Annotated in this window: 18 protein-coding genes and 1 pseudogene; 3 read left to right on the forward strand and 16 right to left on the reverse strand. The window is 67.9% G+C overall.

Annotation, left to right across the window (positions count from 1 at the left end):
* Window positions 1-7 precede the first annotated feature (7 nt).
* Window positions 8-850 carry an ABC transporter permease gene (locus tag BDO18943_RS30510; protein ID WP_175025208.1) on the reverse strand — a complete coding sequence of 281 codons (843 nt, stop codon included), beginning with the start codon at window positions 848-850 and terminating at the stop codon, window positions 8-10.
* Window positions 851-864: 14 nt separating this feature from the next.
* Window positions 865-1,932, reverse strand: a complete 1,068-nt coding sequence (locus BDO18943_RS30515; RefSeq protein ID WP_175025209.1) for an ABC transporter substrate-binding protein — start codon at window positions 1,930-1,932, stop codon at window positions 865-867.
* A gap of 216 nt (window positions 1,933-2,148) precedes the next feature.
* Between BDO18943_RS30515 and BDO18943_RS30520 the strand changes: the two genes are divergently transcribed.
* The gene (locus BDO18943_RS30520) at window positions 2,149-2,523 is read left to right on the forward strand and encodes a phage protein NinX family protein (RefSeq protein ID WP_175025210.1); all 375 of its coding nucleotides are present in this window, start codon (window positions 2,149-2,151) and stop codon (window positions 2,521-2,523) included.
* A gap of 22 nt (window positions 2,524-2,545) precedes the next feature.
* Here the strand turns inward: BDO18943_RS30520 and BDO18943_RS43005 are convergent, their stop codons facing one another.
* Together BDO18943_RS43005 and BDO18943_RS30530 are read right to left on the reverse strand one after the other, a co-directional pair.
* Window positions 2,546-2,674, reverse strand: coding sequence for a hypothetical protein (locus BDO18943_RS43005; RefSeq protein ID WP_265328609.1), 129 nt, complete (start codon window positions 2,672-2,674; stop codon window positions 2,546-2,548).
* 158 nt (window positions 2,675-2,832) lie between these two features.
* Window positions 2,833-3,711, reverse strand: coding sequence for a LysR family transcriptional regulator (locus BDO18943_RS30530; RefSeq protein WP_043179439.1), 879 nt, complete (start codon window positions 3,709-3,711; stop codon window positions 2,833-2,835).
* 100 nt (window positions 3,712-3,811) lie between these two features.
* Here BDO18943_RS30530 and BDO18943_RS30535 point away from each other — a divergent pair, with 100 nt between their 5' ends.
* Together BDO18943_RS30535 and BDO18943_RS30540 are read left to right on the forward strand one after the other, a co-directional pair.
* Window positions 3,812-5,383, forward strand: coding sequence for an MFS transporter (locus BDO18943_RS30535; RefSeq protein WP_043179436.1), 1,572 nt, complete (start codon window positions 3,812-3,814; stop codon window positions 5,381-5,383).
* Between the two features lie 87 nt (window positions 5,384-5,470).
* Window positions 5,471-6,412, forward strand: a complete 942-nt coding sequence (locus BDO18943_RS30540; RefSeq protein ID WP_175025211.1) for an AEC family transporter — start codon at window positions 5,471-5,473, stop codon at window positions 6,410-6,412.
* 42 nt (window positions 6,413-6,454) lie between these two features.
* On the opposite strand, the gene BDO18943_RS30545 is transcribed toward BDO18943_RS30540, so the two are convergent.
* The 12 genes and pseudogenes from BDO18943_RS30545 to BDO18943_RS30600 form a co-directional block, all read right to left on the reverse strand.
* The gene (locus BDO18943_RS30545) at window positions 6,455-6,886 is read right to left on the reverse strand and encodes a DUF1090 family protein (protein ID WP_175025212.1); all 432 of its coding nucleotides are present in this window, start codon (window positions 6,884-6,886) and stop codon (window positions 6,455-6,457) included.
* Window positions 6,887-7,011: 125 nt separating this feature from the next.
* Window positions 7,012-7,809, reverse strand: a complete 798-nt coding sequence (locus BDO18943_RS30550) for a fimbrial biogenesis chaperone (RefSeq protein ID WP_235996228.1) — start codon at window positions 7,807-7,809, stop codon at window positions 7,012-7,014.
* 136 nt (window positions 7,810-7,945) lie between these two features.
* Window positions 7,946-9,370: a fimbrial protein gene (locus BDO18943_RS30555; protein WP_175025213.1), complete on the reverse strand. Its 1,425-nt coding sequence runs from the start codon at window positions 9,368-9,370 to the stop codon at window positions 7,946-7,948.
* Window positions 9,371-9,465: 95 nt separating this feature from the next.
* On the reverse strand, window positions 9,466-12,249 hold the full coding sequence (locus BDO18943_RS30560) for a fimbria/pilus outer membrane usher protein (RefSeq protein WP_235996229.1): 2,784 nt from the start codon (window positions 12,247-12,249) through the stop codon (window positions 9,466-9,468).
* A complete protein-coding gene (locus BDO18943_RS30565) occupies window positions 12,246-13,004 on the reverse strand; it encodes a fimbrial biogenesis chaperone (RefSeq protein WP_175025214.1) in 759 nt (252 codons plus the stop codon). Before BDO18943_RS30565 ends, BDO18943_RS30560 begins: the two co-directional genes overlap by 4 nt.
* Window positions 13,005-13,113: 109 nt before the next feature.
* The gene (locus tag BDO18943_RS30570) at window positions 13,114-13,653 is read right to left on the reverse strand and encodes a fimbrial protein (RefSeq protein ID WP_175025215.1); all 540 of its coding nucleotides are present in this window, start codon (window positions 13,651-13,653) and stop codon (window positions 13,114-13,116) included.
* 336 nt (window positions 13,654-13,989) lie between these two features.
* Window positions 13,990-16,437, reverse strand: coding sequence for an ATP-binding protein (locus BDO18943_RS30575; protein ID WP_175025216.1), 2,448 nt, complete (start codon window positions 16,435-16,437; stop codon window positions 13,990-13,992).
* A gap of 6 nt (window positions 16,438-16,443) precedes the next feature.
* The gene (locus BDO18943_RS30580; RefSeq protein WP_175025217.1) at window positions 16,444-17,124 is read right to left on the reverse strand and encodes a response regulator transcription factor; all 681 of its coding nucleotides are present in this window, start codon (window positions 17,122-17,124) and stop codon (window positions 16,444-16,446) included.
* A 612-nt stretch (window positions 17,125-17,736) separates the two neighbouring features.
* Window positions 17,737-18,894: a LysR family transcriptional regulator gene (locus tag BDO18943_RS30585; RefSeq protein WP_175025218.1), complete on the reverse strand. Its 1,158-nt coding sequence runs from the start codon at window positions 18,892-18,894 to the stop codon at window positions 17,737-17,739.
* A 24-nt stretch (window positions 18,895-18,918) separates the two neighbouring features.
* Complete coding sequence (locus tag BDO18943_RS30590) at window positions 18,919-19,647, reverse strand: aspartate/glutamate racemase family protein (protein ID WP_175025219.1); 729 nt, start codon at window positions 19,645-19,647, stop codon at window positions 18,919-18,921.
* 22 nt (window positions 19,648-19,669) lie between these two features.
* Window positions 19,670-21,220, reverse strand: coding sequence for an NCS1 family nucleobase:cation symporter-1 (locus BDO18943_RS30595; RefSeq protein WP_175025220.1), 1,551 nt, complete (start codon window positions 21,218-21,220; stop codon window positions 19,670-19,672).
* Between the two features lie 250 nt (window positions 21,221-21,470).
* A pseudogene (locus BDO18943_RS30600) lies at window positions 21,471-21,699 on the reverse strand (hypothetical protein); the annotation flags it as partial.

Genomic DNA, 21,699 nt, shown 5'->3' on the forward strand with positions numbered 1-21,699 from the left:
GTGGGGCTCAGCCGCGGAACGCGGACGGCACGCCGCGGCGCAGGCGCGCTTCGAGCGCGTCGAGCAGCCGGTTGATCAGCAGGCCGACCGCCCCGACGACGATCACGGCCGCCATCACGAGATCGAGCTGGAACAGTTGCCGCCCGTACACGATCAGGTAGCCGAGGCCTTCGGACGACGCGACGAGTTCGACGACGACGAGCGCGAGCCACGACTTCGTGAACGCGAGCCGCACGCCGGTCGCGAGCGTCGGGATCGCGGCGGGCAGCACGACGTGCACGATGCGTTGCCGGCGCGTGTAGCCGAACACGCGTGCGACTTCGTCGAGCGCGGGCGGTGTCTGGCGAAACCCTTGCAACGTGCTCAGCGTGACGGGGACGAGCGCCGCATGCGCGATCAGCAGGTACTTGAGCGGTTCGCCGACGCCAACGAGCAGCAGCAGGAACGGCAGCCAGCCGAGCACCGGAATCTGCACCAGCGCATTGAAGCTTGGCAGTACGTAAGCTTCCAGCGTGCGCGACAGGCCGAGTGCGACGCCGGTCGCGAAGCCGAGCAGCGTGCCGGCGGCGAAGCCGACCAGCACGCGCTGCAAGCTGATCAGCGTGTGGCGCACGAGATCGCCGCTCGTCGCGAGATCGGCAAGTGCGTCGAATACGCGTTCGGGCGGCGGCAGGATTTGTGGCGCGATCCAGCCGCGCGCGCTGCCGATGCTCCACAGCGCGAACAGCAGCGCGGGCAGCAGCCACGGCGCGAGCCGCCACGCCCACCGTTTCACGCCCGCCGCACGGTGCGGCGGCGTGGTGAGCGCGTGGCGCTCGGATGACGGGATGGAAAACGCGGTGTCGCTCATCGGGAGGGTCCGGGTCAGGACAGCGGCTTGCCGGCCGCGTCGTAGCGTTGCCAGTAGCTTTCGAGCTTCAGCGTGCGCAGCGCATTGTCGAGATACTTCGGTTCGAACCAGCCATCGACGTCGACCGGCTGGCGGATCAGCTTCAGCGCGAGCGCATCCTGCGCGACGGACTTGTAGCGCGCGACGACGAACGGATCGATCAGCGGCGACAGGCGATCCTTCAGGCGCTGGTTCGCATAGTCGGCCTGCCACGACGAAACCGGCACGCCGCTCTTCGCCCACAGCTTGAACAGCGCATCGCGATTCGCCTCGTCGGACGACCATTGTGCGCCCTTCACGAGCGCGGTGACGACGCGCTGCACGATATCCGGATGCGCGCGCTCGAAATCGTCGAGCACGAGCAGGTGGGTCTGGCGCGTGAGTTGCGGCCCGTCGTTCTGCGATTCGTAGATGATCTTCGCGAGCCCTGCGTCGCGCAGCTTGTACAGCTGGTAGTCGCCCACCGACGCGTCGATGCCTTTCGACGCGAGTGCGGCGAGCGAACTCGCGGAGTCGAGGTTGATCACGCGCAGGTCGCGTTCATTGAGGCCGTTTTTCGCGAGCGCGTTGTCGGCGACGAGCTGCAGGTTGGTGCCGCGGAAGATCGACACGCGGCGGTCCTTCAGGTCCTTGATCGAGCGGATGGTGGAGTCCGGCGGCACCGCGATCTTGACGCCCGAGCGCACGCTCGCGGCGAGCAGGAGGCGCGTCTTGATCCCGTTCGCCCGCGCGAGCACGGCGGGCAGGTCGCCCTGGTACGCGAAGTCGAGCGCCTTGTTGGCGATCGCCTCGTTGACGGCCGGCCCCGCGCCCTTGAAGAACAGCCACTGCACCTTGATGCCGTCGGCCGCGAATTCCTTTTCGACCAGTTGCTGCAACTGCGCGGTGGCGGCGCTCGATCCACCGAACGTCGGCGGATCGCCGGCGCCTTGCTGGGCGACGCCGATGCGGATGGTGGCGGGCTTGTCGGCGTGCGCGGCAGCCGCCGGCAACGCAATGAGGGACGCGATCAGCAGCGATCGAAGCAGGCGCAGTGGAAGCATGAATCGATGGATCCGGAACGTTGGAGGAAGCAAGGCCGGGCCGCAGCCCGTCGACGCATTCTCGATGGCGTGCCGGGGCCGGACAAGCAACGATTTGAACTATGCTTATCGCGGTGCGGCCGATGACGATACATGCCGCGCGGGCACCCAACTGGTGCGGCTGCGCGCACAACGGCCGGGATGTTTTTCATCGCGACGGCGACGATGGAGGCGGGCATGCAAGTCCAGGACCTGACAGGCGCGGCGCTCGACTACTGGGTGGCAATGGCGGAGGATCTCGACGCTCCCCGCGCCGACGCATCCGGATGTACGGCGATCCGCGAACCGGGCGGCGCGCCGGCTCCGTTTGCGCCGTCGTCGTCATGGGCCGACGGCGGCCCGATCGTCGAGCGTGTGCCGTTCGCCGCATTCGAGCGCGACGGCGGGCACGGGGCGTGGCGGGCGGTGCTGCACCGTGCCGTGCCCGCCGCCGGCGAGCGCTGCACGTTTAACCAGTCGGGGCCGACGCTGCTGGTCGCCGCAATGCGTACGCTCGTCGCGTCGACGTTCGGCGACGACGTGCCGGATCTCGACATGGCGCGGCCACGCTGAACGTAGCCGCGCGCGGCATCGTTCAGGCGGAGACGTTCCGGATCGCGATCGATGCGAAGTCGACGTGCCGTGGCAGGATCGCGCCGGCGGCCGTGACGGCGGCAAGACGCTGCAGCATGGGGCGGCGCGCCGGGGTGGAGGATTGGGTCATCGGCGGGGGGGGCGGTGATCCGCGAGCAGGCGAAGCGACTATCGGGCAGGTGACGGATACGGTTTCTGGCCGACAAACATTGAATCGTGCAATGCCTATTCGCGCGGCGACGGCCGGCCTGGCCGCCATCGACGGGCACGGGCGCGTCACGGTGCGCGTTACACGGCCGACGGAACCGTCCGCAGGAACGCGCGTACCGCCGGCGCCTTTTCGAAGCGCCGGTGCGCGAGCGCCAGTTCCGACGTGATCGGCTTGCCGGCGATCGGCCGGTACACGACGCCCGGCAGCGACACGCAGCCGGCGAGCGCATCGGGAATCACCGCGACCCAGCCGTTCACCGACACGCACGCGAGCACCGCGAGCAAGCCGCCCGGGCGGGCGGCGATCAGCGGCGCGAAGCGGCCGCGGCGCGCGACTTCGAGCGTGCCGCGCTCCTGTTCGGGCACCGCGAAGCGCGCATCGGCGAGGTCGGCCGCACGAATGGCGGCCATCGACGCATAGCGCGACCCGGCCGGCACGGCCGCGACGAATACGTCCCGTTGCAGCGTGACGATCCGCAGGCCGCCGGGCAGCGGCAGCGGCGGGCGCACGTATGCGAGGTCGAGCCGGCCCGTGTCGAGCTGGTTCGCGACGTCGTCCATCGGCACTTCGCGCAGGTTCAGCTCGATACGCGGGTGCGCGTCACGAAATGCGCCGACCGTGCGCTGCAGCGTGCCCGAATAGACGGCCGACGACACGTAGCCGATCTCGATCCGGCCAAGTTCGCCGCGCTCGGCCAGCGCCGCGAGTTCTCGGCCGCGCTGCAGGTGTTCGACCGCGGCGCTGGCCTCGGCGAGATAGGCTTCGCCGGCCGCGCTCAGCGTGACCGCGCGGCGCGACCGGTGAAAGAGGCGCACGCCGAGCACGCGTTCGGCCTCCTGGATCTGCCGCGTGAGCGCGGGCGGCGCCATGTCGAGCGCTTCGGCCGCACGGGCAAAATGCAGGTGCTGCGCGACGCTCAGGAACGCGCGCACGTGACGGAATTCGAGCCGGTCCATGATTGCAATTTTCGTCAATAAAACAGCGTCGGAGTGTCAATGACAGGCAATACGGGCCAAGCCTAGCATACGGCTCGTTCTTCCTGTTCCGGAGTAGCCGATGTCCCAGTCTTCACCGGCGTCGCGCGCGGGCGCGGCGGCCGCCCCGCGCACCGGCGCCCGCCTGCCGGCCGCCGCGACGCTCGCCGTCGCGTCCGCAACCTGCTCGCTGATCGTGCTCGACACGAACGTCGTCGCCGTGTCGCTGCCGAGCATCGCGCGCAGTTTCCATGCGAGCTTCGCCGAGATCGAATGGGTCGTGAGCGCGTACATGACCGCGTTCGCCGCGTGCCTGCTGCCGGCCGGCGGGCTCGCCGACCGCTTCGGGCGCAAGCGGATGCTGGGCGCGGGGCTCGCGCTGTTCTTTCTCGCGTCGCTCGGCTGCGGCGTTGCGCCATCGGCCGGCTGGCTGATCGCCGCGCGAGCGGTGAAGGGCGGCGGCGCCGCGCTGCTGCTGACGGCCGCGCTTGCCGTGATCGCGAACCGTTTTCCGGACGGGCGCGAGCGGGCGCGCGCGTGGGCGATCTGGGGCATGTGCATGGGGATCGCGACGGCCATCGCGCCGCTCGTCGGCGGCGCGATCACGCAATGGATCGGCTGGCGCTGGGTGTTCCTGCTGAACCTGCCCGTCTGCCTGCTGCTCGCGGCCGGCGCGCGTGTCGCGATCGACGAGTCGCGCGATCCGCACGCGAAACGCGTGGATGCGGCCGGCAGCCTGCTGTTCGGCGCGGCGCTCGCGTGCGCGATCGCGGCGCTGATCGGCGCACCGTCGCACGGCTGGCTGTCGGCCGCGACGCTCGGCCGGCTCGCGCTCGCCGCCGCGCTGTGCGCGGCGTTCGTCGGCGCGGAGCGCTGGCAGGCGCGGCCGATGATCGATCTCGCGCTGTTCCGCCAGCCGCGCTTCGTCGGTGCCGTGCTCGCGATGTTCGGCTATGCGGCGTGCGCGCAGGTGATGATGACGTTCCTGCCGCTGTACCTGCAGAACGCGTTCGGGATGTCGGCGATCGACGCGGGGCTCGGCATGCTGCCATTCGCGTTCGCGATGATCGCCGGGCCGTCGCTCGGCGCGGCGCTTGCCGCGCGCGTGTCGTCCGGCGGCGTGCTGGCGGGCGGGCTCGCGCTGATCGGCGCGGGCAACCTCGCGACCGCGGCGCTGACGGCCAGCGGCGACTACCGGCTCGTCGCGATCGGCATGTTCGTGACGGGCTGCGGCGCGGGCATCATGAACGGCGACACGCAGAAGGCGATCATGGCGTGCGTGCCGCCGAACCGCACGGGCATGGCGTCGGGCATCAGCACGACGACGCGCTTCTCGGCGATCGTGACGGCCGTCGGCGTGCTCGGCGCGGTGCTGGCGGCGAGCACGCAGGCGCGGCTCGACCGGCTGCTGTCCGCCGCGCCCGGCCTGCGCGCGTTCGCCGACGCGCCGTTCATGTCGAGCCTGCTGGCCGGCGACCTGGCGCGGGCGCTCGAGCGCGTGCCGTCGTCGGCCGCCGGTGCGCTCGCGCAGGCGGCGCCCGTCGCGTTCGCGAGCGGGTTCGCCGATGCGCTGACGGTGAGCGGCGTGCTTGCGCTGGTCGCGGCCGTCGTTGCCTACAAGTTGCTTACGCAACCGATGCGCGACGGCGCGTGACGCACGGCGCGGCACGCGCCGCGCATTGGACGCGACCCGGCGGAACCATTAAGCTGGCGCGTTCCGGTTTCACGCAGCGTATTCAAGATGTCATCGACGATCGAGATTCTGTTACCCGTGTTCGGGCTGATCGCGGCTGGGTTTCTGTGCCGCCGGCGCGGCGTACTCGGGCCCGCCGCGGCCTCGGAACTGAACCGGGTTGTCGTCTGGCTCGCGCTGCCCGCGCTGCTGTTCCAGATCATGGCGCACGCGTCGTGGCACCAGCTGTATCAGCCGGCCTTCGTGGCGACGTTCGCGCTGACCTGCGCGCTCGTGTTCGCCGGGGTGCTCGCGTGGCGCCTGTTCGCGGGGCGCGGGCTCGCCGATGCGAGCATCGACGCGATCGCCGCGTCGTATCCGAACACCGGCTATCTCGGCTTCCCGCTGTGCCTGCTCGCATTCGGCACCGACAGCCTCACGCCGACCACGATCGCGACCATCCTCGTGGCGTGCGTGCTGTTCGCCGGTGCGATCGTGCTGATCGAGATCGGACTGCAGCGCGACCGCGCGCCGCTGAAGCTGATGTGGAAGGTGGTCGGCGCGCTGCTGCGCAATCCGCTGATCGTCGCGCCGCTGGCGGGCGTTTGCGTGTCGGCCGCGCGGGTGCCGCTCGGCGCGCCGGTCGAGACCTTCCTCAAGCTGCTCGGCGCGGCCGCAAGCCCGTGCGCGCTCGTCAGCCTCGGGCTGTTTCTCGCGGAAAAGCGCGACCCGACCGGTGCCGCGCCGCGCGGCAGCATCGCGCTGACGGCGGTCAAGCTGTTCGTGCAGCCGGCGCTGGCGTGGTGGCTCGGCGTGCGCGTGTTCGCGATGCCGCCGGTGCTCGCGCAGATCGCGGTCGTGCTGGCGGCGCTGCCGACCGGCACGGGGCCGTACATGCTCGCCGAGTTCTACGGCCGCGAAGCGCACGTGACGTCGCGCACGATCCTGTTGTCGACGCTCGGGTCGATCGTCTCGCTGTCGGTGCTGCTCGTGATCGCGCGGCATGCGTGAGTTGATGCGTACCGCCGGCGGGCGTCGCGCATCGCGATCTCGTCAGCGCCGCAGCGCGTCGCGAGCGGCCTGCGCTTCGTGAAGATCGCGGACGGCCTTGTCCAGGTCGTGCTGTTTGTTCGCGAGCTTGCGCTGCGCCTTCGCGGCCTTGCGGGCGTCGCCGCGCGCGTCGGCCGCGTGCAGGTCCGTTTCGGCCTGATGCCTGGCGTCCTGCGCGTTGCGGACATCGCGCTGGCGGTCGTCGACCTTGCGCTCGACACGGGCTAGCTGGCCGGTGTCCGTGCAGTTGGCCCTGACGCGTTCGAGCGCGATCTGCTGGTTCATCGCCTGCTGCGTGTTGCCGTAGCGTTTCGCGTAATCGATCTGCGTCTGTCGTGCGCGGATGCGCGTCGCGCAATCCTGCGTTGCTGCGAACGCGCTCGAATGAACGAGCAGCATGAGCGGGAGGGCAGCGGCGATCAGGGTTCTTTTCATCGTATGTCCTGGTGGGTATTCGGTGCTGCCTGGTGTGCATCCGTCGGTTGGTACTCTGCCGACTCGGCCACGGCCGGGTAAATCAGACGGGTCTGGCAACCGGTGCGCATCGGGAAGCGCAACTGTTACTTGCGCGCGCGCATTTCATCGAGACTGTCGGTTGACGATCTGGTTGCGTTCGAACCTGCGGGGGACGTATCGGCCTGTACGGCATCGGACGCTGGACCAGAATCGCACGCGACGTCACCCGAACACGCACCGACGCGCACCGTGCGGGTGTCGGCGTCAGGATTGCCGTCGTCGCCGATCAGCGAGAAGGTGACGCGCGCGACCGCGCCAGGGGATGCACGCCATGCGTCGAACGTGACGGTCGTGCGGGAAAGCGGCGCGATCATGTCAGGAACCGCTTGCTTCGCGGCGTCGCCCAGCGAGACCTGCACCGCGCCGATCGTCGCGTAATACGGAGTGGGATTGTCGATCGTCAGCGCGAGCCCGCGGCGCGCGGGCGCGAGCGACAGCACGAGTTTCCGCAGTCGGCTCGCGCCCGGATCGGCGAGACCGGCCGGGCGAACGAACAGCTTGATCTGGGTGCGCATCGTGACGGTTACGGTCTGTTGGTCATGCCCCCAGTCCTTCGGCGTGGCAGGGATCTCGTACAGGTTGAGCCAGCGCAGCGATTCGCGGTCCGTCGGCAGCGGATCGCCGGCATTGATCAGCCGCAGGCTCGTCTGGTCGTGCGGCGCCATGCGGAAGATCGGCGGCAACGCGACGACCGGCGCGCTCGACGATTGCGGTATTGACCGGATGTCGCCGTCGTCCACCCAGGCCTGAACGAGCACGGGGTACGTGTTCAGGTTGTAGAGCTGGACCGACTGCTCGGCTGCGTCGGCGGCGAAGACGATGCGGGAGACTTCCGGCGTCACGCCCGCGACCGCAGAGGCGATTGCGCCGACGCACAGCGCGGCGCACGCGATGTGGCGGCCGGCTCGTTGCGCGCGCGATGCCCATCTCCAGGCGCCGTGCAAACGGGCCGATACGACGGCCGCACCCCGTCGAACGTCATTGCACACGGACGATCACCTGCGCGCTGGCTTGGTAGCGGCCCGCCGTCACCGGCGTCGAACCCGGTGCGAATGCCTTGAAGGTCGCATTGATGACGCGCGTGTAGCTCGTCTGCCCGTTGACGGTCGATTCGGCCGTCGTGTCGTTCAGCACGGGATCCCAGCCGTCCGCGGCGCCGCCCGTCGTCACGTACTGGTTGCTCAGGAAATCCAGCGTGGCGCCGCCCGGCCGCGACAGCGCGACGCCGACGCCGGTCGCGACGCCTGGGTCGGTGCCATAGCCGTTCGACAGCAGGTACGTGACGGCACTGCCCGAGGTCTTCAGGCCCGCGTTGATCGCCTGCTGGACGTTCGCCGGCGCTGCGAGGATCCCGAGCGCGGTCTGGTTGGCCGCCGTTCCGCTCACGAAGGCGCTCATGCCGCTCGGCGTCACGCTCTGGCATTCGATCCGTACCGTGATAGGCAATTGCCGGGAGCCACCCTGTGCCAGCTCGCTGACCGACATCGTCGGAAACAGGATCATCGGCGTCGTATTGGTGACCGCGCACGTCGCGGCGCGCCGCACGGTGATGTTGCCGTACGGATTGATCGCGGCCGGCCAGTCGCCGTACCAGCCCGAATAATTGGTCGCGGAATCGGCACCGACGAACAGGCCGCTGGCGGGAATCGTGCCGGATGCGCCGCCGCGAAACGCGCTGTACGCGAACGGCTGCGATTCGGCCCACGCGCCCGTCGACCGGTTGCCGCCGTTCGGGCAGTTGCTGCACTTGAACAGCTCGACCTTGTACGCGCTGAAGTTCTTGGTCTTGACGAGGTACCAGCCCTGGCTATCGACGTCCAGGCCGGTCAGCGGCCGTGCCTGCCAGTAGCGTGTCGTGGTCTGGCCCGTCGTCATGTTCGTGACGCGGAACACGACGCCGGCATAGCGCGACTGGTACGTGCCCGGGACACCCGAGATGGCGCTGACGTCATTGCCGCCGGCGCTCGCGTTGTCGCCGTTGGTCGCGAAGTATTCGAACATCGTGCCGGCGGAATCGGGCGAGCAGCGGTACAGCACCTGCTCGGGGCCGTAGCTGCCGGTGCCGTTCGAGCCGAGGTTGTAGACCGGCGAGACGAGGCTGGCGAGCAGCGTGCCTTCCGGGACGAACGATGACGTATCGATGTTGATCGTCATCTTGTACGCGCCGGCGCCTGCGGTGTCGATCGCACCGGACCAGGGCCGCGCGATCGTGCCCGGGTCGGTGTAGTACGGTGAATTGACGCCGGTGGTCAACCCGGTGATCCTGAAGCAGCCGCGGGACGTGGATTGCGCGCGGGCCGGCGAGACGCCGATGGCGAGCGCCGCGATCGCCAGTGCGGCGAGCAGCGCACCGCGGTATCGCCGTGCGACGGATCGGCCTTCCTGGGTCGAACGGTACGACATGAATGACACTCCTCCTGAGGTCGATCGCGACGTGCGTCGCGACCCGTTTCGATGGATGCCGCGCGGGGGCGAGCGGCGGTGGTCCGCGCAGCCGGTCATTTCAGCGCGAGCGGCAGGCATTGCGCGCGGATGCGCATGATCGGCGCCTTCGCCGCCGACGGCGCGGGCAGGTCGTAGCGCATCGCGCACTGGTCCTCGCGCCGCTTGCCCCAGCGGACCTTGACCGTGCCGTGCGCCGACGGCACGCGCGCATAGGCAAGCCCGCCTTGCCCGACCACGCCGATCGACGCGCCCTTGTCGTCCAGCACGTCCGCGCCCAGCGGCAGTCGTTCGCCGTCGGCGCGCGCGCCCTGGATCAGGACCGCATGGCCGGTCAGCGTCGCGAACTTGAGCAGCACGGCCGAGCCCGCATACGGCGCGACTCGTACCTGGTTGCCGGTCAGCTCGGTGTCGCGGTCGATGCCTTGCGTGTCGAGCGCAACGTCCGTGTAGCGGTAGGGCGTGAGCGACGGCACGATCGCGTAGCCGAAGCGGTCGACGCGCGCGCCCATCCCGCTGCGCACGGTCGCGCCTCGCGCGCCCTTGGCCTCGACGATGCCGAACGTATCGCCGAGATACGGCCCGAGCGTGACGCCGCCGCGGTGCGCGACGATCGCGCCGCGTGCGGTGGCGCCGGCCTGCCAGAAATGATCGCCGTTCGAATAGCTGGCGCCCGCCGTGATCATCGACAGGTTCTTCTGCAGGTTGCCGCTGTAGGTGCGCGCGCCGTTGCGCGTTTCGCCGGACAGGCTGAGGCCGTAGCTGAGCGTCTGCGCACGGTCGGCAATGCCGCTGAGCGATGCCTGGTACGACGTGCCCTGATCGTTGCCGTGCGACACGCTGCCCGACAGCGATGCGGTGCGCGGCCCCGACCCGAGCGGGATCGAGAGGGTCAGCATCAGCACGTTGCTCGTCCGCATGTCCGCGCCGGCCCGCCCGTAGCCGGGCAGCAGGTTCTGCATCGGCCCGCTGTCCGGCGCGACGGCGGTGGCCGTCTTCTGCCGGACGAACGACAGGTTGTAGCTGATCGACCGGTAGTGGTTGTTGTAGCTGAGCTGGACCTGCGTGTCGTGCGGCCGCGATTCGTAGTAGCTGCTGGTCGTGGCGGACAGCGACAGCGCGCCGTACTTGCCGAAATCCTGGTTCACGTTGAGCGTGAACTGGTCGCGCTGCTGGTAGGTCGACGACGCCCAGGTTTCGCCGCGCCGGTACGCTTCGCGCGCGCTGAGCGCGTCGATGAACTCGCGATAGCCTTTCGTCGAATAGCGATAGCCGGCCAGCGAGAAGGTCGTCTGGGTCGGCGTGAAGGTGTGGCTGTACGTGACGGAGCTCATCCAGCCATTCAGCCAGCCGCCCTGGGCGTTGCGCGCGTGGGACCAGGTCGTGTTCCAGCCGAACGCGCCGATCCAGGTGCCGAGCACGGCGCCAGCCAGCGCCGACTGATAGTCGGGCGAGACGCGTACGGCACCGTTGGCCGTCAGCGAATTGGTCAGGCCGCGCTGGTAGGTCAGGTCGGCGAACTTCGCGTGCGAGCCTTCGATCTGCCGCACCTGGCCGAGCGTGACGCTGTAGTGCGACACGCCGGGGCGCATCGAATTCGGCACCGCGGAGAACGGCACCGTGAAGCGCGACACCTGGCCATTCGCCTCGTGCACCTCGACGTCGAGATCGCCCTGGTAGCTGGTCGGGTTCAGGTCCGCGATCCGGAACGGGCCGGGGGCGACCGTTGTCTGATAGATCACGTGGCCGTTCTGGTTCACGACGACGCGCGCGTTGGTCTGCGCGACACCGTTGATGACCGGCGCATAGCCGCGCATCGAGTCGGGCAGCATGCGATCGTCGGATTCCAGGCGGACGCCCGTATAGCCGACGGTGCTGAACAGGCTGCCGCTCGTGAAGCTCTGGCCGACGGTGAGCTGGCTGCGCAGGCCGATCAGCGGTCGCTCCGCATAGGTGCGGATGTTGTTCCAGCGGCTGATGCTGTTGCCGGTGCCGCCATTGTAGGTGAACGACGACTGCTGGCGCACCCGCCACAGGTCGACGTTTACACCGGCATTGAGGCCCGTGTAGACCGAATTCGCGCGCACGCCGTACGCCGACGACGTGTAGTAGCTCGCGTCGTAGTTCACGTATGCGGCGGTTTCGCCCGCGTCCAGCGACGCTGGATCGACTGCGCCGCGTGGCGCGACCTTCATCTCGAGTTGCGGGACGCTGATGTCGAGCCGCAGGCGAGACAGGTCGAACGTGGTCCGCGCGTCCGGCACGCGCTTCGTCAGCGGGCCGCAGAATGCTGGCGGTGCATCCGCCGGGGGCGTGTCCGCGTGATCGGGTGTCGGTTCGGGCAAGAGCCGCGTATCGTCGGGAGCGTCCTGCCCGGGCGCGGCGTGTGGCATGCGGGCATCCGCGACGTCGCGCAGCAGCACGCCCGCGGACGTCAGCAGCGCATCGCTCAGGCACGGGTAAAGCTCGCCGTCATCGGCGTTGCGGAACGTGATGTCGCGCCGCGAAACGAAGCGATCGTTCACGTACAGATCGACCTGGTATCGCCCGGGATCGGCGGCATGCGTGCGGTTGAAACGCTCGATGTTGGCGACGCCGAGCGGCGTGCCCAGCAGCAGCCGGCTGTCGAAGTTGTACGCGAGCGTGGTTGCGCCGTCGGCCTCGCGGCCGACCGGTGCTGCCTGGAGCGCGTGGGCGGGGGGCGCGAGGACGAGCGCGACGGCGAGCAGCGACAGGCGTGCGTAGCAGGGTGCTTCGCCGGTCGAACAGGCTGCGCGGACCGGCGTGGCGCGAGGTCCGGTGCGGCGAGTTTGTCGCGGGTTTCGATGGGTCCGCGTCATTTATCGGGCTGGCCGGTCGAGCGATATTCGTGCGTGTCGATCGCGCCGTAGTCGTTGACGTAGCGAATCGTGATTTTTGCTGCATCGGGGCCGGGCAGGCAGGCGCCGTTCAGCACCCAGCGCGCACCCGAGCGCGGCGCGACAATATCCGCGGTGAACGTGGCGACCTGCGTGCCGCACATGGCGCTGCCGCCGAGGACCGACACGAAGTAGCCGGTGGGGTTGTCCAGCACGACGCGCGTCTTGCCGTCGTGCCGGTCGAGACGCAGCGTGAGCTTGTCCGGCGCCGTTTCCGGCGAGCCTTCGATCGTCGCGGGACGGTAGAACACCTTGATCCGGTTGCGCAGCATCACCAGCATCCGGTTCTGGTTCGAGTAGGCCGCATTCAGCGACGGAATCTGAAGGCTGTTGAGATAGAAGATAGATTCGTGATCTTGAGGAAGATCTCGGCCGACGAAGATCAGCCGGACCGTCTGCCCGGTCTTCGGTTCGATCCGGAAGATCGGCGGATTGACCACGAACGGCGCGTTGGCGGTATCGGGCGTCGAGTTCGCATCGCCGGCGTCGACCCACACCTGCATGACGCTCGGAGAATCGTCCAGGTTCGTGAACTGAAGGTTCTGTTCTTTCGCGTTGCCTGCAAAGATCACGCGTGTGTTTGTCATCACGACGCTGGCGGCGGCAACGCTTGCGTGGCAAGCGCAAATCGCCAGCAGCGCCGAGCCGAGCACATTCAGGGTGTGCGGTCGGTTCATCGGCTTCCCCGCGGGTGGTCTGGTTTTTGTCTGGTCTGGAGGGCGCGCAGGAGCGCGGCAGCTACGCGCGAGGTTCCGAGGCAGGAAGGCGAAGCGCCGCGTCGAGCGATTACTTGTAGTTGATCGCGTACTGCACGCTACCGAGCACCGAGCCGGCCGTCGCGCTGCCGTTCTCGGTGATGTAGCGCACCGCGAAGTCGTGCGACGCCGACGTGTCACCGACCGCGAGGCTCAGGCCCGGCGCCGCGTAGCCGGATGCACCGCTCAGGTTGAACGGCGTCGTGGCATTGACCGGATCGAGCAGCTGCAGCGCGACGTTGGTGGCCGTGCCGGTGTTGCCGAGGTTGCCGTTGGTCGTCACCTGGTTGCCGACGAACACCGTATTGATCGCGCGGGCGGTGGTGGTCGGCGCCGTGCAGCCGCTCAGGCCGATCGTGAAGTGGGTTTCACCGGCCGTGCCGCCGGCAGTGGCCAGGTCGGCCGTCGACACGGTCGGCAGCAGCACGGTCGGGCTGGACGCATTGCCGTTGACCGCGACCGAGCAGGTCTGGTCCGTCACTTCGCCCTGGAACTGGATGGTGTTGCTGCTTTGTGCGAAAGCTAAAGCCGGCGTTGCCGCGAGCATCAGGACAAGAAGATTCTTTTTCATAAGCGTGTCTGTTTTCGTTTGATTGATATGAGTGGCCCGGTCCGGGTGGCCGCCGGAGCGGCGACGCATGACGCGGCCGGCCTCGAAGAAGGTCAGTGCTTCGAGTGGTATTGCGGTATCCCAGGTATGTTGTACTCCTTATCGATGAAAGATGATCGGCATGACGTCGCCCTGGTGAAGGACCGGCTTCGAGCCGGTTGTGAGGCGAATTCATCTAGCCATCAATGTTATTTTTCGCGGGTGATGCGAGAAATGGGAGTGCTCCGAATATTTGTTAAATCGACTTGTCGATTCGACGGTGTGCAGGCGCCTGCGTTGCCGGTGGTGGCGCAGCGTTCAGTTCGTCGCGTGTTGCGCTTCGCCGTCGCTTGCCAGGTGCCGCTCGCGCAACGACGCGAACATGCGCCGGTATTCGTCGTCGGGTGCGCCGCCGGTCGCCAGGCACGCGTGCAGGCGCATGCATGCGTTTGCCGTGAACGCATCGCCCATGATCAGCGCGGCGCCCCTGATCCGATGCAGGATGGCAAGCGCCGCCGTGCGATCGGCCCGCTGCCGTGCCGCGTCCAGCGTGTCCAGGTCCGCCTGCAGCAGCGCTGTATAGGTGTTGGCGAGATCCGTTGGGTCATTGGTCGATGCCGGAGCGGGCGGCTGCCGGCGCAGGTCGAGGTCGCACCACAGCGAGATGACCGTGCGGAGTGCATCCGCGCGGATCGGTTTGTCCAGCAGGCCGTCCATGCCGCATGCAAGTGCGCGTTCTTGATGGTCGGGCTCCGACGAGGCCGAGATCGACACGATCGGCGTATGCGTACCGGTGCCTGCTTCGAGATCGCGGAAGCGCCGGGTCAGCGTGAAGCCGTCGATGTCGCCGAGATCGAGATCCATCAACACGAGATCGAAGCGGGCCGTCGAGAACGATTCGAGCGCTTGCCTGCCGGTTTCCGCGAGCACCGGCACGCATCCCGTCGCGCGGATCTGGCGATCGAGAACGGCGAGATTGGTGTGGTGATCGTCGATCACCAGAATTACGGGTTGGCGGTGTTCTCGCGGTGGCTCGAACGTGCCGTCGCCCGTTGCGCGTGGCAGCGCAGGCGCGTCACCGGGCACGGGCGCGTCGGAGGCCGCGGCAACACTGCAGGCGGGCAGCGTGACGGTAAACACCGAGCCGACGCCAGGCGTGCTCCGTATCGCGATCGCGCCGCCCATCAGTTCCGCTAGCATCTGGCAGATCGTGAGCCCGAGCCCCGTTCCGCCTTGTCGCCTGGCCGGGCCCGATTCGACCTGCCGGAACGCGTCGAAGATCGCGGTCTGGTCGGCCGGTGCGATGCCGATGCCCGTATCCGACACGGCGATCGTCAGCATACCGGGCTGCGACGGCGCGTCGGGTGGCGCGAACGACAGCGCGACGTCGATCGCGCCGGTTTCGGTGAAGCGGATCGCATTCGAGATCAGGTTGTACAAAATCTGCCGGACCCGCGCGGCGTCGATCAGCAGCGCAGCCGGCAACGCCGCGTCGGGCGTGATGGTCAGTGCCAGGTCCTTTTCCCGCGCGCGGATCCGCATCACGTCGGCCGTCTGGCGCGTGAGTTTGGCGATGTCGGTCACGGTGCGGCACAAGCGGATCTCGTTGGCTTCGATCCGCGATAGCGCGAGGATGTCGTTGAGCAACGCGGACAGCGCTTCGGATGCGGTGCCCGCGATGTGCAGCAGGTCGGTCTGTGCACGCGAGAGTGTCGTCTGCTGCAACAGCTCGAACGAACCGATGAGCGCATTGAGTGGTGTGCGGATCTCGTGGCTCAGGACGGCGAAGAAGCGCGACCGGTTGTATTCGCTGCGCCGCGCGCGCTGACGCTGCATGTGAGCGTGGAAGGTCGCCGCGACGAGCGTGAGCACGAACAGCACCGACAGCGCGACCTCTTTCGCGCGATACCTGACGATCGCGCTGAGCGTCGGCGAACCATAGTCGGTCTGTTCGACCCAGCGGCGCGCGATTGCGTTGGCCTGGCCGACCGAGATCGAATCGAGCGACTTGTCGAGAATCGATTTCAGTATCGCGTCGTCGCGGCGCACGCCCATCGAAAGGATCACGGGCAGGTCGGCGATCGGTCCGCTCGCATGTAGCTCGCCAGCGTACTGACGGTGCAGGAACGGTTGCGCCGAGCACGCGCACAGCAACGCGAAATCGGCCTGGCCGGATTTCACGTCGCGCAGCGTTTCCTCGGTCGTGTCGCGCAAGAGCGTCCGGATATGCGGGAAGCGTGCGTGCAACATCCGCTCGTTCGCGCCGCCGCGCCTGATCGACACGGTCTGGCCGTCGAGGTCCTGCAGATGGAAGATGCGCACTTCGGACGTACGTCCGACGAGCACGGTCGAACTGATGAAATATTCGTGCGTGCGCAGCACGCGGCCTTCGAGCAACGGCGGGAGCGTCTGCGCCGACAGGCTCGGCATCAGGTCGATCCGGCCGTCGACGAGCGCTCGGTGGCCGTCGGTCCATGTGCGTGTCGGCGCGAGTTCGAAGCGCAGGCCGGTCATGTCGGCGACGGCCGCGAGGTAGCCCGCCGCCACACCCTGCATCCGGCCGTGGCGAACATATTCGATGGGCCGCCAGTCGCGATTGAACGATACGCGCACGACCGGATGGCGTGCGATCCACGCGCGTTCCTCCGGCGTGAAGGCGGGCGCGGTGCCGTGTGCGGGAGGGCTCAGGCCGAAGAGCGGCAGGCACGCCAGCACGATCGCGATCGCACGGCGCAGGCGCGGTACGCAGGACAAGAAGGAGGCCATCGGCGGTCAGTCGAGCTCGTCGGCGATCGCGTAGAGCTCGAAATCGGTCCGGATGCCCAGTTTCCTGTAGGCCGACTGCTTTTGCGAGCTGATGGTCTTGAGGCTGCGGCGGAACTTGGCCGCAATGTCGGACACCGACATGCCGGTCGCGAAACAGCGCAGTACCTCGCGCTCGCGCAGCGTGAGGGTTTCCGGTGGCTGGCTTGCAGAGGACGTCCCGTTTTTCGCCGTGGCCACGGACGTGGTGCGATACACGTCCGATTCGGCGTCGCGCAGTGCGTTGACGCAATGCGCGCCGCGCGCGACCTCGCGCACGACCGTCACGAGTCGCTCGAGCGGTTCCTCCTTGCCGACGAAGCCGCGTGCGCCCGCGTTCATCGCGAGCATGACTGTCGACAGCGTGTGGAATGCCGACGACACGACGATCTTCACGGCGGGCATCTTGATCTTCAGTAGCCTGATCAGGCTGATGCCGTCGATGTCGCCGGGGCGGAGCTGATAGTCGGTGACGAGTACGTCGATGCGCAGGGTCCGTGCGTTGAAGGCCGCGATCAGGTCCATCGCCGATGCATAGCAGCCGACGATCGCGATGTCGGGTTCGTCCCGCAGGCGCAGCGTGAGCCCGAACGTGACGATCGGGTGATCGTCGAGTAGCGCGACGGCAATCTTTGTGTTCGGTCTATTCATCGTTTTCCTGTTCCATGTGTAATCCGGCCGCCCCGTTCCCGCACGGGACGTGCGGCGGATGCTCGGCGCAGGGGGGCCAGGCGACCCGCCGACGCATGCATCGCAAGGCACCGGGAGCGATCGTGTGGAAGTCGGCGTGCGGCCGGAATCGGCACGACGATGCGAATCCGCAGCGGAAAACCTTGCTCATTCGTGGTCCGTGCCTGGAAAGCCGGATTCCGGCGGCGCCCCTTATCCCAAAAAATGAAAATAAGGCACCGGTGATGAACCTTCCACCTGGATTGCTCTTAAAAAGTGTCAAGAAATCTTTAAGCGCCGGAATAGCGCGTAATTCGACTCGTCGGTGCAGGTGAGTCGAAACTGGGCACGACTGGCTCGCGTCGGGGCCGTATGACGGGGTGCTCGGGGTGAAACGCAACGCTCTGAAAGGGAAATTGGCGTGAAGTGATTTTTTTCAATCCAATGACGTTTGATATTCGTCAAAGAATTGATCGCCTTTCTCAAAAAAGGGTTTGATATTTTTTATTTATTGGTATGAGGAATGCGTGAAATATCGAGCGTATTTCGAAGGGAAACCGAAAACCGGATCGTCGACCGGCGCGCTTGCGTCGATCAGTGCGGCTTGGTTGCGAGGCGATGGATGCGCGCCGCGCGCGCGACGCGCCGTCGGTGCGATGCGCCGCACTGCGATGCCGGCTGGCGGCGCACGCGCGACTCGGAATGGGGCGCCTCGGCTGCCGGCGGTAGTGCGCTGTTGCCGGCCGCGTACGCCGTCGCCGCTGGCTGCGCGACCTCCGCTTCGAGCCAGCTGCGCGTCGCTTCGGCGATCAACCCGCGCAACCAGCGCACGCCGTCGACGCACGACCCCGATTCGTTCCACGTCATCCGGTACACGATGTCCGGCGGTTCGGCCGGCAGCGCGACCGCGCCGAGCGGCAGCAGCTTCGCGTAATGGCGCGCGAGCCGGTACGTGGTGGTCAGGATCAGGTCGGAGCGCACGAGCGCATGCGCGGCAAGTTCGAAGTGCGGCAGCGTGACGACGATCCGCCGCAGCAGGCCGACGCGTTCGAGCTGCCGGTCGATCGCGCCGGACGCTTCGAGCCATGACGGCGTGGGGCACAGCTGCGCGGCCCGCGCGAACGCGTCCGCCGTCATCGCGCCGTGCCGCGCGAGCGGATGCGTCGCGCGCATCAGGCACACGACGCGATCGTCGAACAGGTCGTCCTGGCGGAATCGCGACAGGCGCGCCGCGCGGTTGTCGATCACGATGTCGAGCTCGCCGTCGGCGAGCGCGCGCTCGTCGTCGAAGCCGTCGCCGAGCGGATGGAACACGAGCTGCGCGTTCGGCGCGCGTTCGCGGAACAGCGCGACGAGCTTCGGCACGAACAGCACGTTCAGGTAGTCGGGGCAGCCGATCCGGTAGGTGCGCACCGATGTGCGCGCATCGAACGTCGGCTGCTGGATGCGGATGAAGTCGATCACGCGCAGCGCGTTGCGCAGCGGCTCGATCAGGCGCGCGCCGAACTCGGTCGGCACCATCCCGTAGCGGCTGCGCACCAGCAGCGGATCGCCGAGCAGCGTGCGCAGCCGCTTGAGCGCCGCGCTCGTCGCGGGCTGCGACATGTTCAGCCGCACGGCGGCGCGCGACACGGTGCGCTCGGTGAGCAGCACGAGCAGGATGCGCATCAGCCGCGCGTCCAGCACGTCGAGCGCGCCCGTGGCGTCGCACGCGTCGGAGGGAGGGCTGGTCGGTGCCGGTGCGTGCCGCATGTCGCTACGCGTTCGCGCGGCCGGTCATTTGGCGAAGGTGCCCGGCCAGCCGACGATCCGCTTCGGGCGCGGCGGCGCATACGTGCGGACCTTCGACGTTTTCAGCTTCAGGCGTACCAGCGACTCGGCGAGCGCGACCGCGGCCGATACGCCATCGACGACCGGCACGCCCGTGCATTCCTCGATCTGCCGGTCGAGGCCGGCCATCCCGCCGCAGCCGAGGCAGATCACTTCCGCGTGATCGTCCTTCACCGCGCGCTGCGCTTCGCCGACGATCGACTCGATCGCGCGGGCCGGATTCTCTTCGAGCTCGAGCACCGCGAGGCCGCTTGCGCGCACCGACGCGCAGCGCGCATCGAGCCCGGCGAGCTTCAGGCGATCCTCGATCAGCGGCACCGTGCGGTCGAGTGTCGTGACGACCGAGTAGCGATGGCCGAGCAGCATCGCGATGCTCGCGGCCGCTTCGGTGATGTCGACGACGGGCACCGTCAGCAGTTCCTGCAGGCCTTCGCGGCCGTGTTCGCCGTAGCCGGCCTGGATTACCGCGTCGTACGGCTCGTCGTAGCTCAGCACGCGATCCATCACGGCGATGGCCGCGAGGTAGCTCTCGAAGTTGCCTTCGACCGATTCCGCGCCGAAGCGCGGCGTCAGCCCGACGATCTCCGTGCCCGGCGACGCGGCGGCCTGCGCCTGCGCGGCGATCGCGTCGGTGATCGACTCGGTTGTGTTGACGTTGACTACCAGGATCCTCATTGCGACTCCGTATGCATGTGTTTCAGTGTTGGGCGCAGGCGACTGCGATATGTTCGCCCGAGCGCTCCTCGTAATGCCGATTGCGATCGGCCAGCAGCCAGTACACGCTGCCCGCGATGGCCGCGCCGAGCAGCCACGAGAACGGCGTCATCGCGCTGAAGGCCGGCACGACGGCGAGCGTGATCGAGATCAGCGCGGACGGCACGAGCGCTGCGAGCGCCTTGCGGTTCACGCCGCGCGTGTAGAAATAGGCACCGGTCGGCGCTTCGGTATAGAGGTCGGGCACGTTCACGCGCTGCTTGCGCACGAGCCAGTAGTCGACCGTGATGATCCCGTACAGCGGGCCGAGCAGCGCGCCGAGGCCGGACAGGAAGTAGACGATCACGATCGGGCTGTTGTACAGGTTCCACGGCAGGATCAGCACGGCGACCGTCGCGCTGATCAGGCCCGCGCGGCGGAACGACAGGCGGTGCGGCGCGAGGCTCGTCAGCACGAAGGCCGGTGCGACGAAGTTCGCCATGATGTTCACGGCGACCGTCACGATCAGGAACGCGAGGCAGCCGAGCACGAGGAACAGCTTGTTCGGCACCGTCGCGATGATTTCCGTCGGGCTGTGGATGATGTGGCCGTTCAGCTTGAACTGCGCGCCGGCGAGCACGAAGCTGATCGTCGCGAACACGAGGATGTTGACCGGCAGGCCCCAGAAGTTGCCCACGCGCACCGTCTTCGCGCTCGGCGACGAGCGCGCGAAATCGCAGAAGTTGAGCACCAGCGTGCCGTAGATCGCGAGCCACAGCGAGCCGCCCGCAAAGATTTCCGTCCACATCTTGAAGCCGGTCGGCGGCTTGCCGATCGACATCGCGAGATGGCCGCCCGTGCGGCTATACATCCACGCGGCGAGCGACAGCGTCGTGACGAGGATCACCGGGCCGGCCAGCCCCTCGTACTTGCGGACCATTTCCATCCCGTACGTGAGGATGCCGATCTGCACGAGCCAGATCGCGACGAACGTGACCCAGCCGAGCGTCGACAGCCCGAAGATCGCGTTCTGGTCGAATGCGGCGAGGCCCGGCCAGATCGCGGTGAGCAGCACGCGCAGCACGACCGACGCGAGATAGGTCTGGATACCGAACCAGGCGATCGCGATCACCGCGCGGATCATCGCGGGCAGCAGCGCGCCGTAGATGCCGAAGCTCATCCGGCTGATCACCGGGAACGGCACGCCGGTCTTCTGGCCCATGTAGCCGGTGAGGTTCATGAAGCAGTACACGAGCACCGCGCCGATCGCGAGCGACGCGAGCATCTGCCAGCCCGACAGGCCGAGCGCGAACAGCCCGATGGCGAACGAGTAGTTCGCGATGTTGTGTACGTCGTTGGTCCACAGCGCAAAGATGCTGTAGCGGCCCCACGTCCGGCCCTCGGCCTTGGTCGGCGCGAGGTCGGAGTTGTGCAGCCGCGGGCTCAGCGCGGCGTCGCGCGCGGCCGAATCGGTTCGATGCGATGCGTCGTCCGCGCCGAGCACGAGGCCCGGGCGGTGGGTGGCTTCCAGTTGCACGCCGTTGTCTCCTTCCATGTGCGGGGCGCGAAACCGGCAGCGTGGACACGCTGCGCCGGCCCGGCCGCCGTGGACGTTATGTCTCGGATTTGTTCGCGAGTATGGAAGGCCGAAACGGTGATGGGAAATTAAATATTCGGTTAGGCGTCATTTGAAAAATGAATGGAATTCGGGTGGCTGCTGCGGCGGCGCGGCACGCGAATTGCTCGCCTGCGGGCTCCATCCACATCGACATCAGCGGAGGTGTCATGCAGCGATATTCATTTCGTCATGTATCGCGAGCCGTCTTCGCCGGCATCCTGATTGCGGGCCTGGCGGCAGGCGCGGGTTGCCAGAAGAAGAGCGATAGCGAAAGCGGCGGCGCGAGCTCGGACACGAGCGCCACGGGCGGCATGTCGGCCGCGCCGTCGGCTGCGCCGAGCAGCGGCGCGGCTGGCAGCAGCGGCGGCGAAAGCGGCGGCGCGAGCATGCCGGGCGCGGCCTCCGCGCCGGGTGGT

The organism is Burkholderia aenigmatica, assembly GCF_902499175.1.
GTDB classification, from domain to species: domain Bacteria; phylum Pseudomonadota; class Gammaproteobacteria; order Burkholderiales; family Burkholderiaceae; genus Burkholderia; species Burkholderia aenigmatica.

Excerpts from the sequence above, each read along its gene's own strand:
- BDO18943_RS30510 (WP_175025208.1), bottom strand. The coding sequence starts at position 850 with ATGAGCGACACCGCGTTTTCCATCCCGTCATCCGAGCGCCACGCGCTC.
- BDO18943_RS30515 (WP_175025209.1), bottom strand. The coding sequence starts at position 1,932 with ATGCTTCCACTGCGCCTGCTTCGATCGCTGCTGATCGCGTCCCTCATT.
- BDO18943_RS30520 (WP_175025210.1), top strand. The coding sequence starts at position 2,149 with ATGCAAGTCCAGGACCTGACAGGCGCGGCGCTCGACTACTGGGTGGCA.
- BDO18943_RS43005 (WP_265328609.1), bottom strand. The coding sequence starts at position 2,674 with ATGACCCAATCCTCCACCCCGGCGCGCCGCCCCATGCTGCAGCGTCTT.
- BDO18943_RS30530 (WP_043179439.1), bottom strand. The coding sequence starts at position 3,711 with ATGGACCGGCTCGAATTCCGTCACGTGCGCGCGTTCCTGAGCGTCGCG.
- BDO18943_RS30535 (WP_043179436.1), top strand. The coding sequence starts at position 3,812 with ATGTCCCAGTCTTCACCGGCGTCGCGCGCGGGCGCGGCGGCCGCCCCG.
- BDO18943_RS30540 (WP_175025211.1), top strand. The coding sequence starts at position 5,471 with ATGTCATCGACGATCGAGATTCTGTTACCCGTGTTCGGGCTGATCGCG.
- BDO18943_RS30545 (WP_175025212.1), bottom strand. The coding sequence starts at position 6,886 with ATGAAAAGAACCCTGATCGCCGCTGCCCTCCCGCTCATGCTGCTCGTT.
- BDO18943_RS30555 (WP_175025213.1), bottom strand. The coding sequence starts at position 9,370 with ATGTCGTACCGTTCGACCCAGGAAGGCCGATCCGTCGCACGGCGATAC.
- BDO18943_RS30560 (WP_235996229.1), bottom strand. The coding sequence starts at position 12,249 with ATGACGCGGACCCATCGAAACCCGCGACAAACTCGCCGCACCGGACCT.
- BDO18943_RS30565 (WP_175025214.1), bottom strand. The coding sequence starts at position 13,004 with ATGAACCGACCGCACACCCTGAATGTGCTCGGCTCGGCGCTGCTGGCG.
- BDO18943_RS30570 (WP_175025215.1), bottom strand. The coding sequence starts at position 13,653 with ATGAAAAAGAATCTTCTTGTCCTGATGCTCGCGGCAACGCCGGCTTTA.
- BDO18943_RS30575 (WP_175025216.1), bottom strand. The coding sequence starts at position 16,437 with ATGGCCTCCTTCTTGTCCTGCGTACCGCGCCTGCGCCGTGCGATCGCG.
- BDO18943_RS30580 (WP_175025217.1), bottom strand. The coding sequence starts at position 17,124 with ATGAATAGACCGAACACAAAGATTGCCGTCGCGCTACTCGACGATCAC.
- BDO18943_RS30585 (WP_175025218.1), bottom strand. The coding sequence starts at position 18,894 with ATGCGGCACGCACCGGCACCGACCAGCCCTCCCTCCGACGCGTGCGAC.
- BDO18943_RS30590 (WP_175025219.1), bottom strand. The coding sequence starts at position 19,647 with ATGAGGATCCTGGTAGTCAACGTCAACACAACCGAGTCGATCACCGAC.
- BDO18943_RS30595 (WP_175025220.1), bottom strand. The coding sequence starts at position 21,220 with ATGGAAGGAGACAACGGCGTGCAACTGGAAGCCACCCACCGCCCGGGC.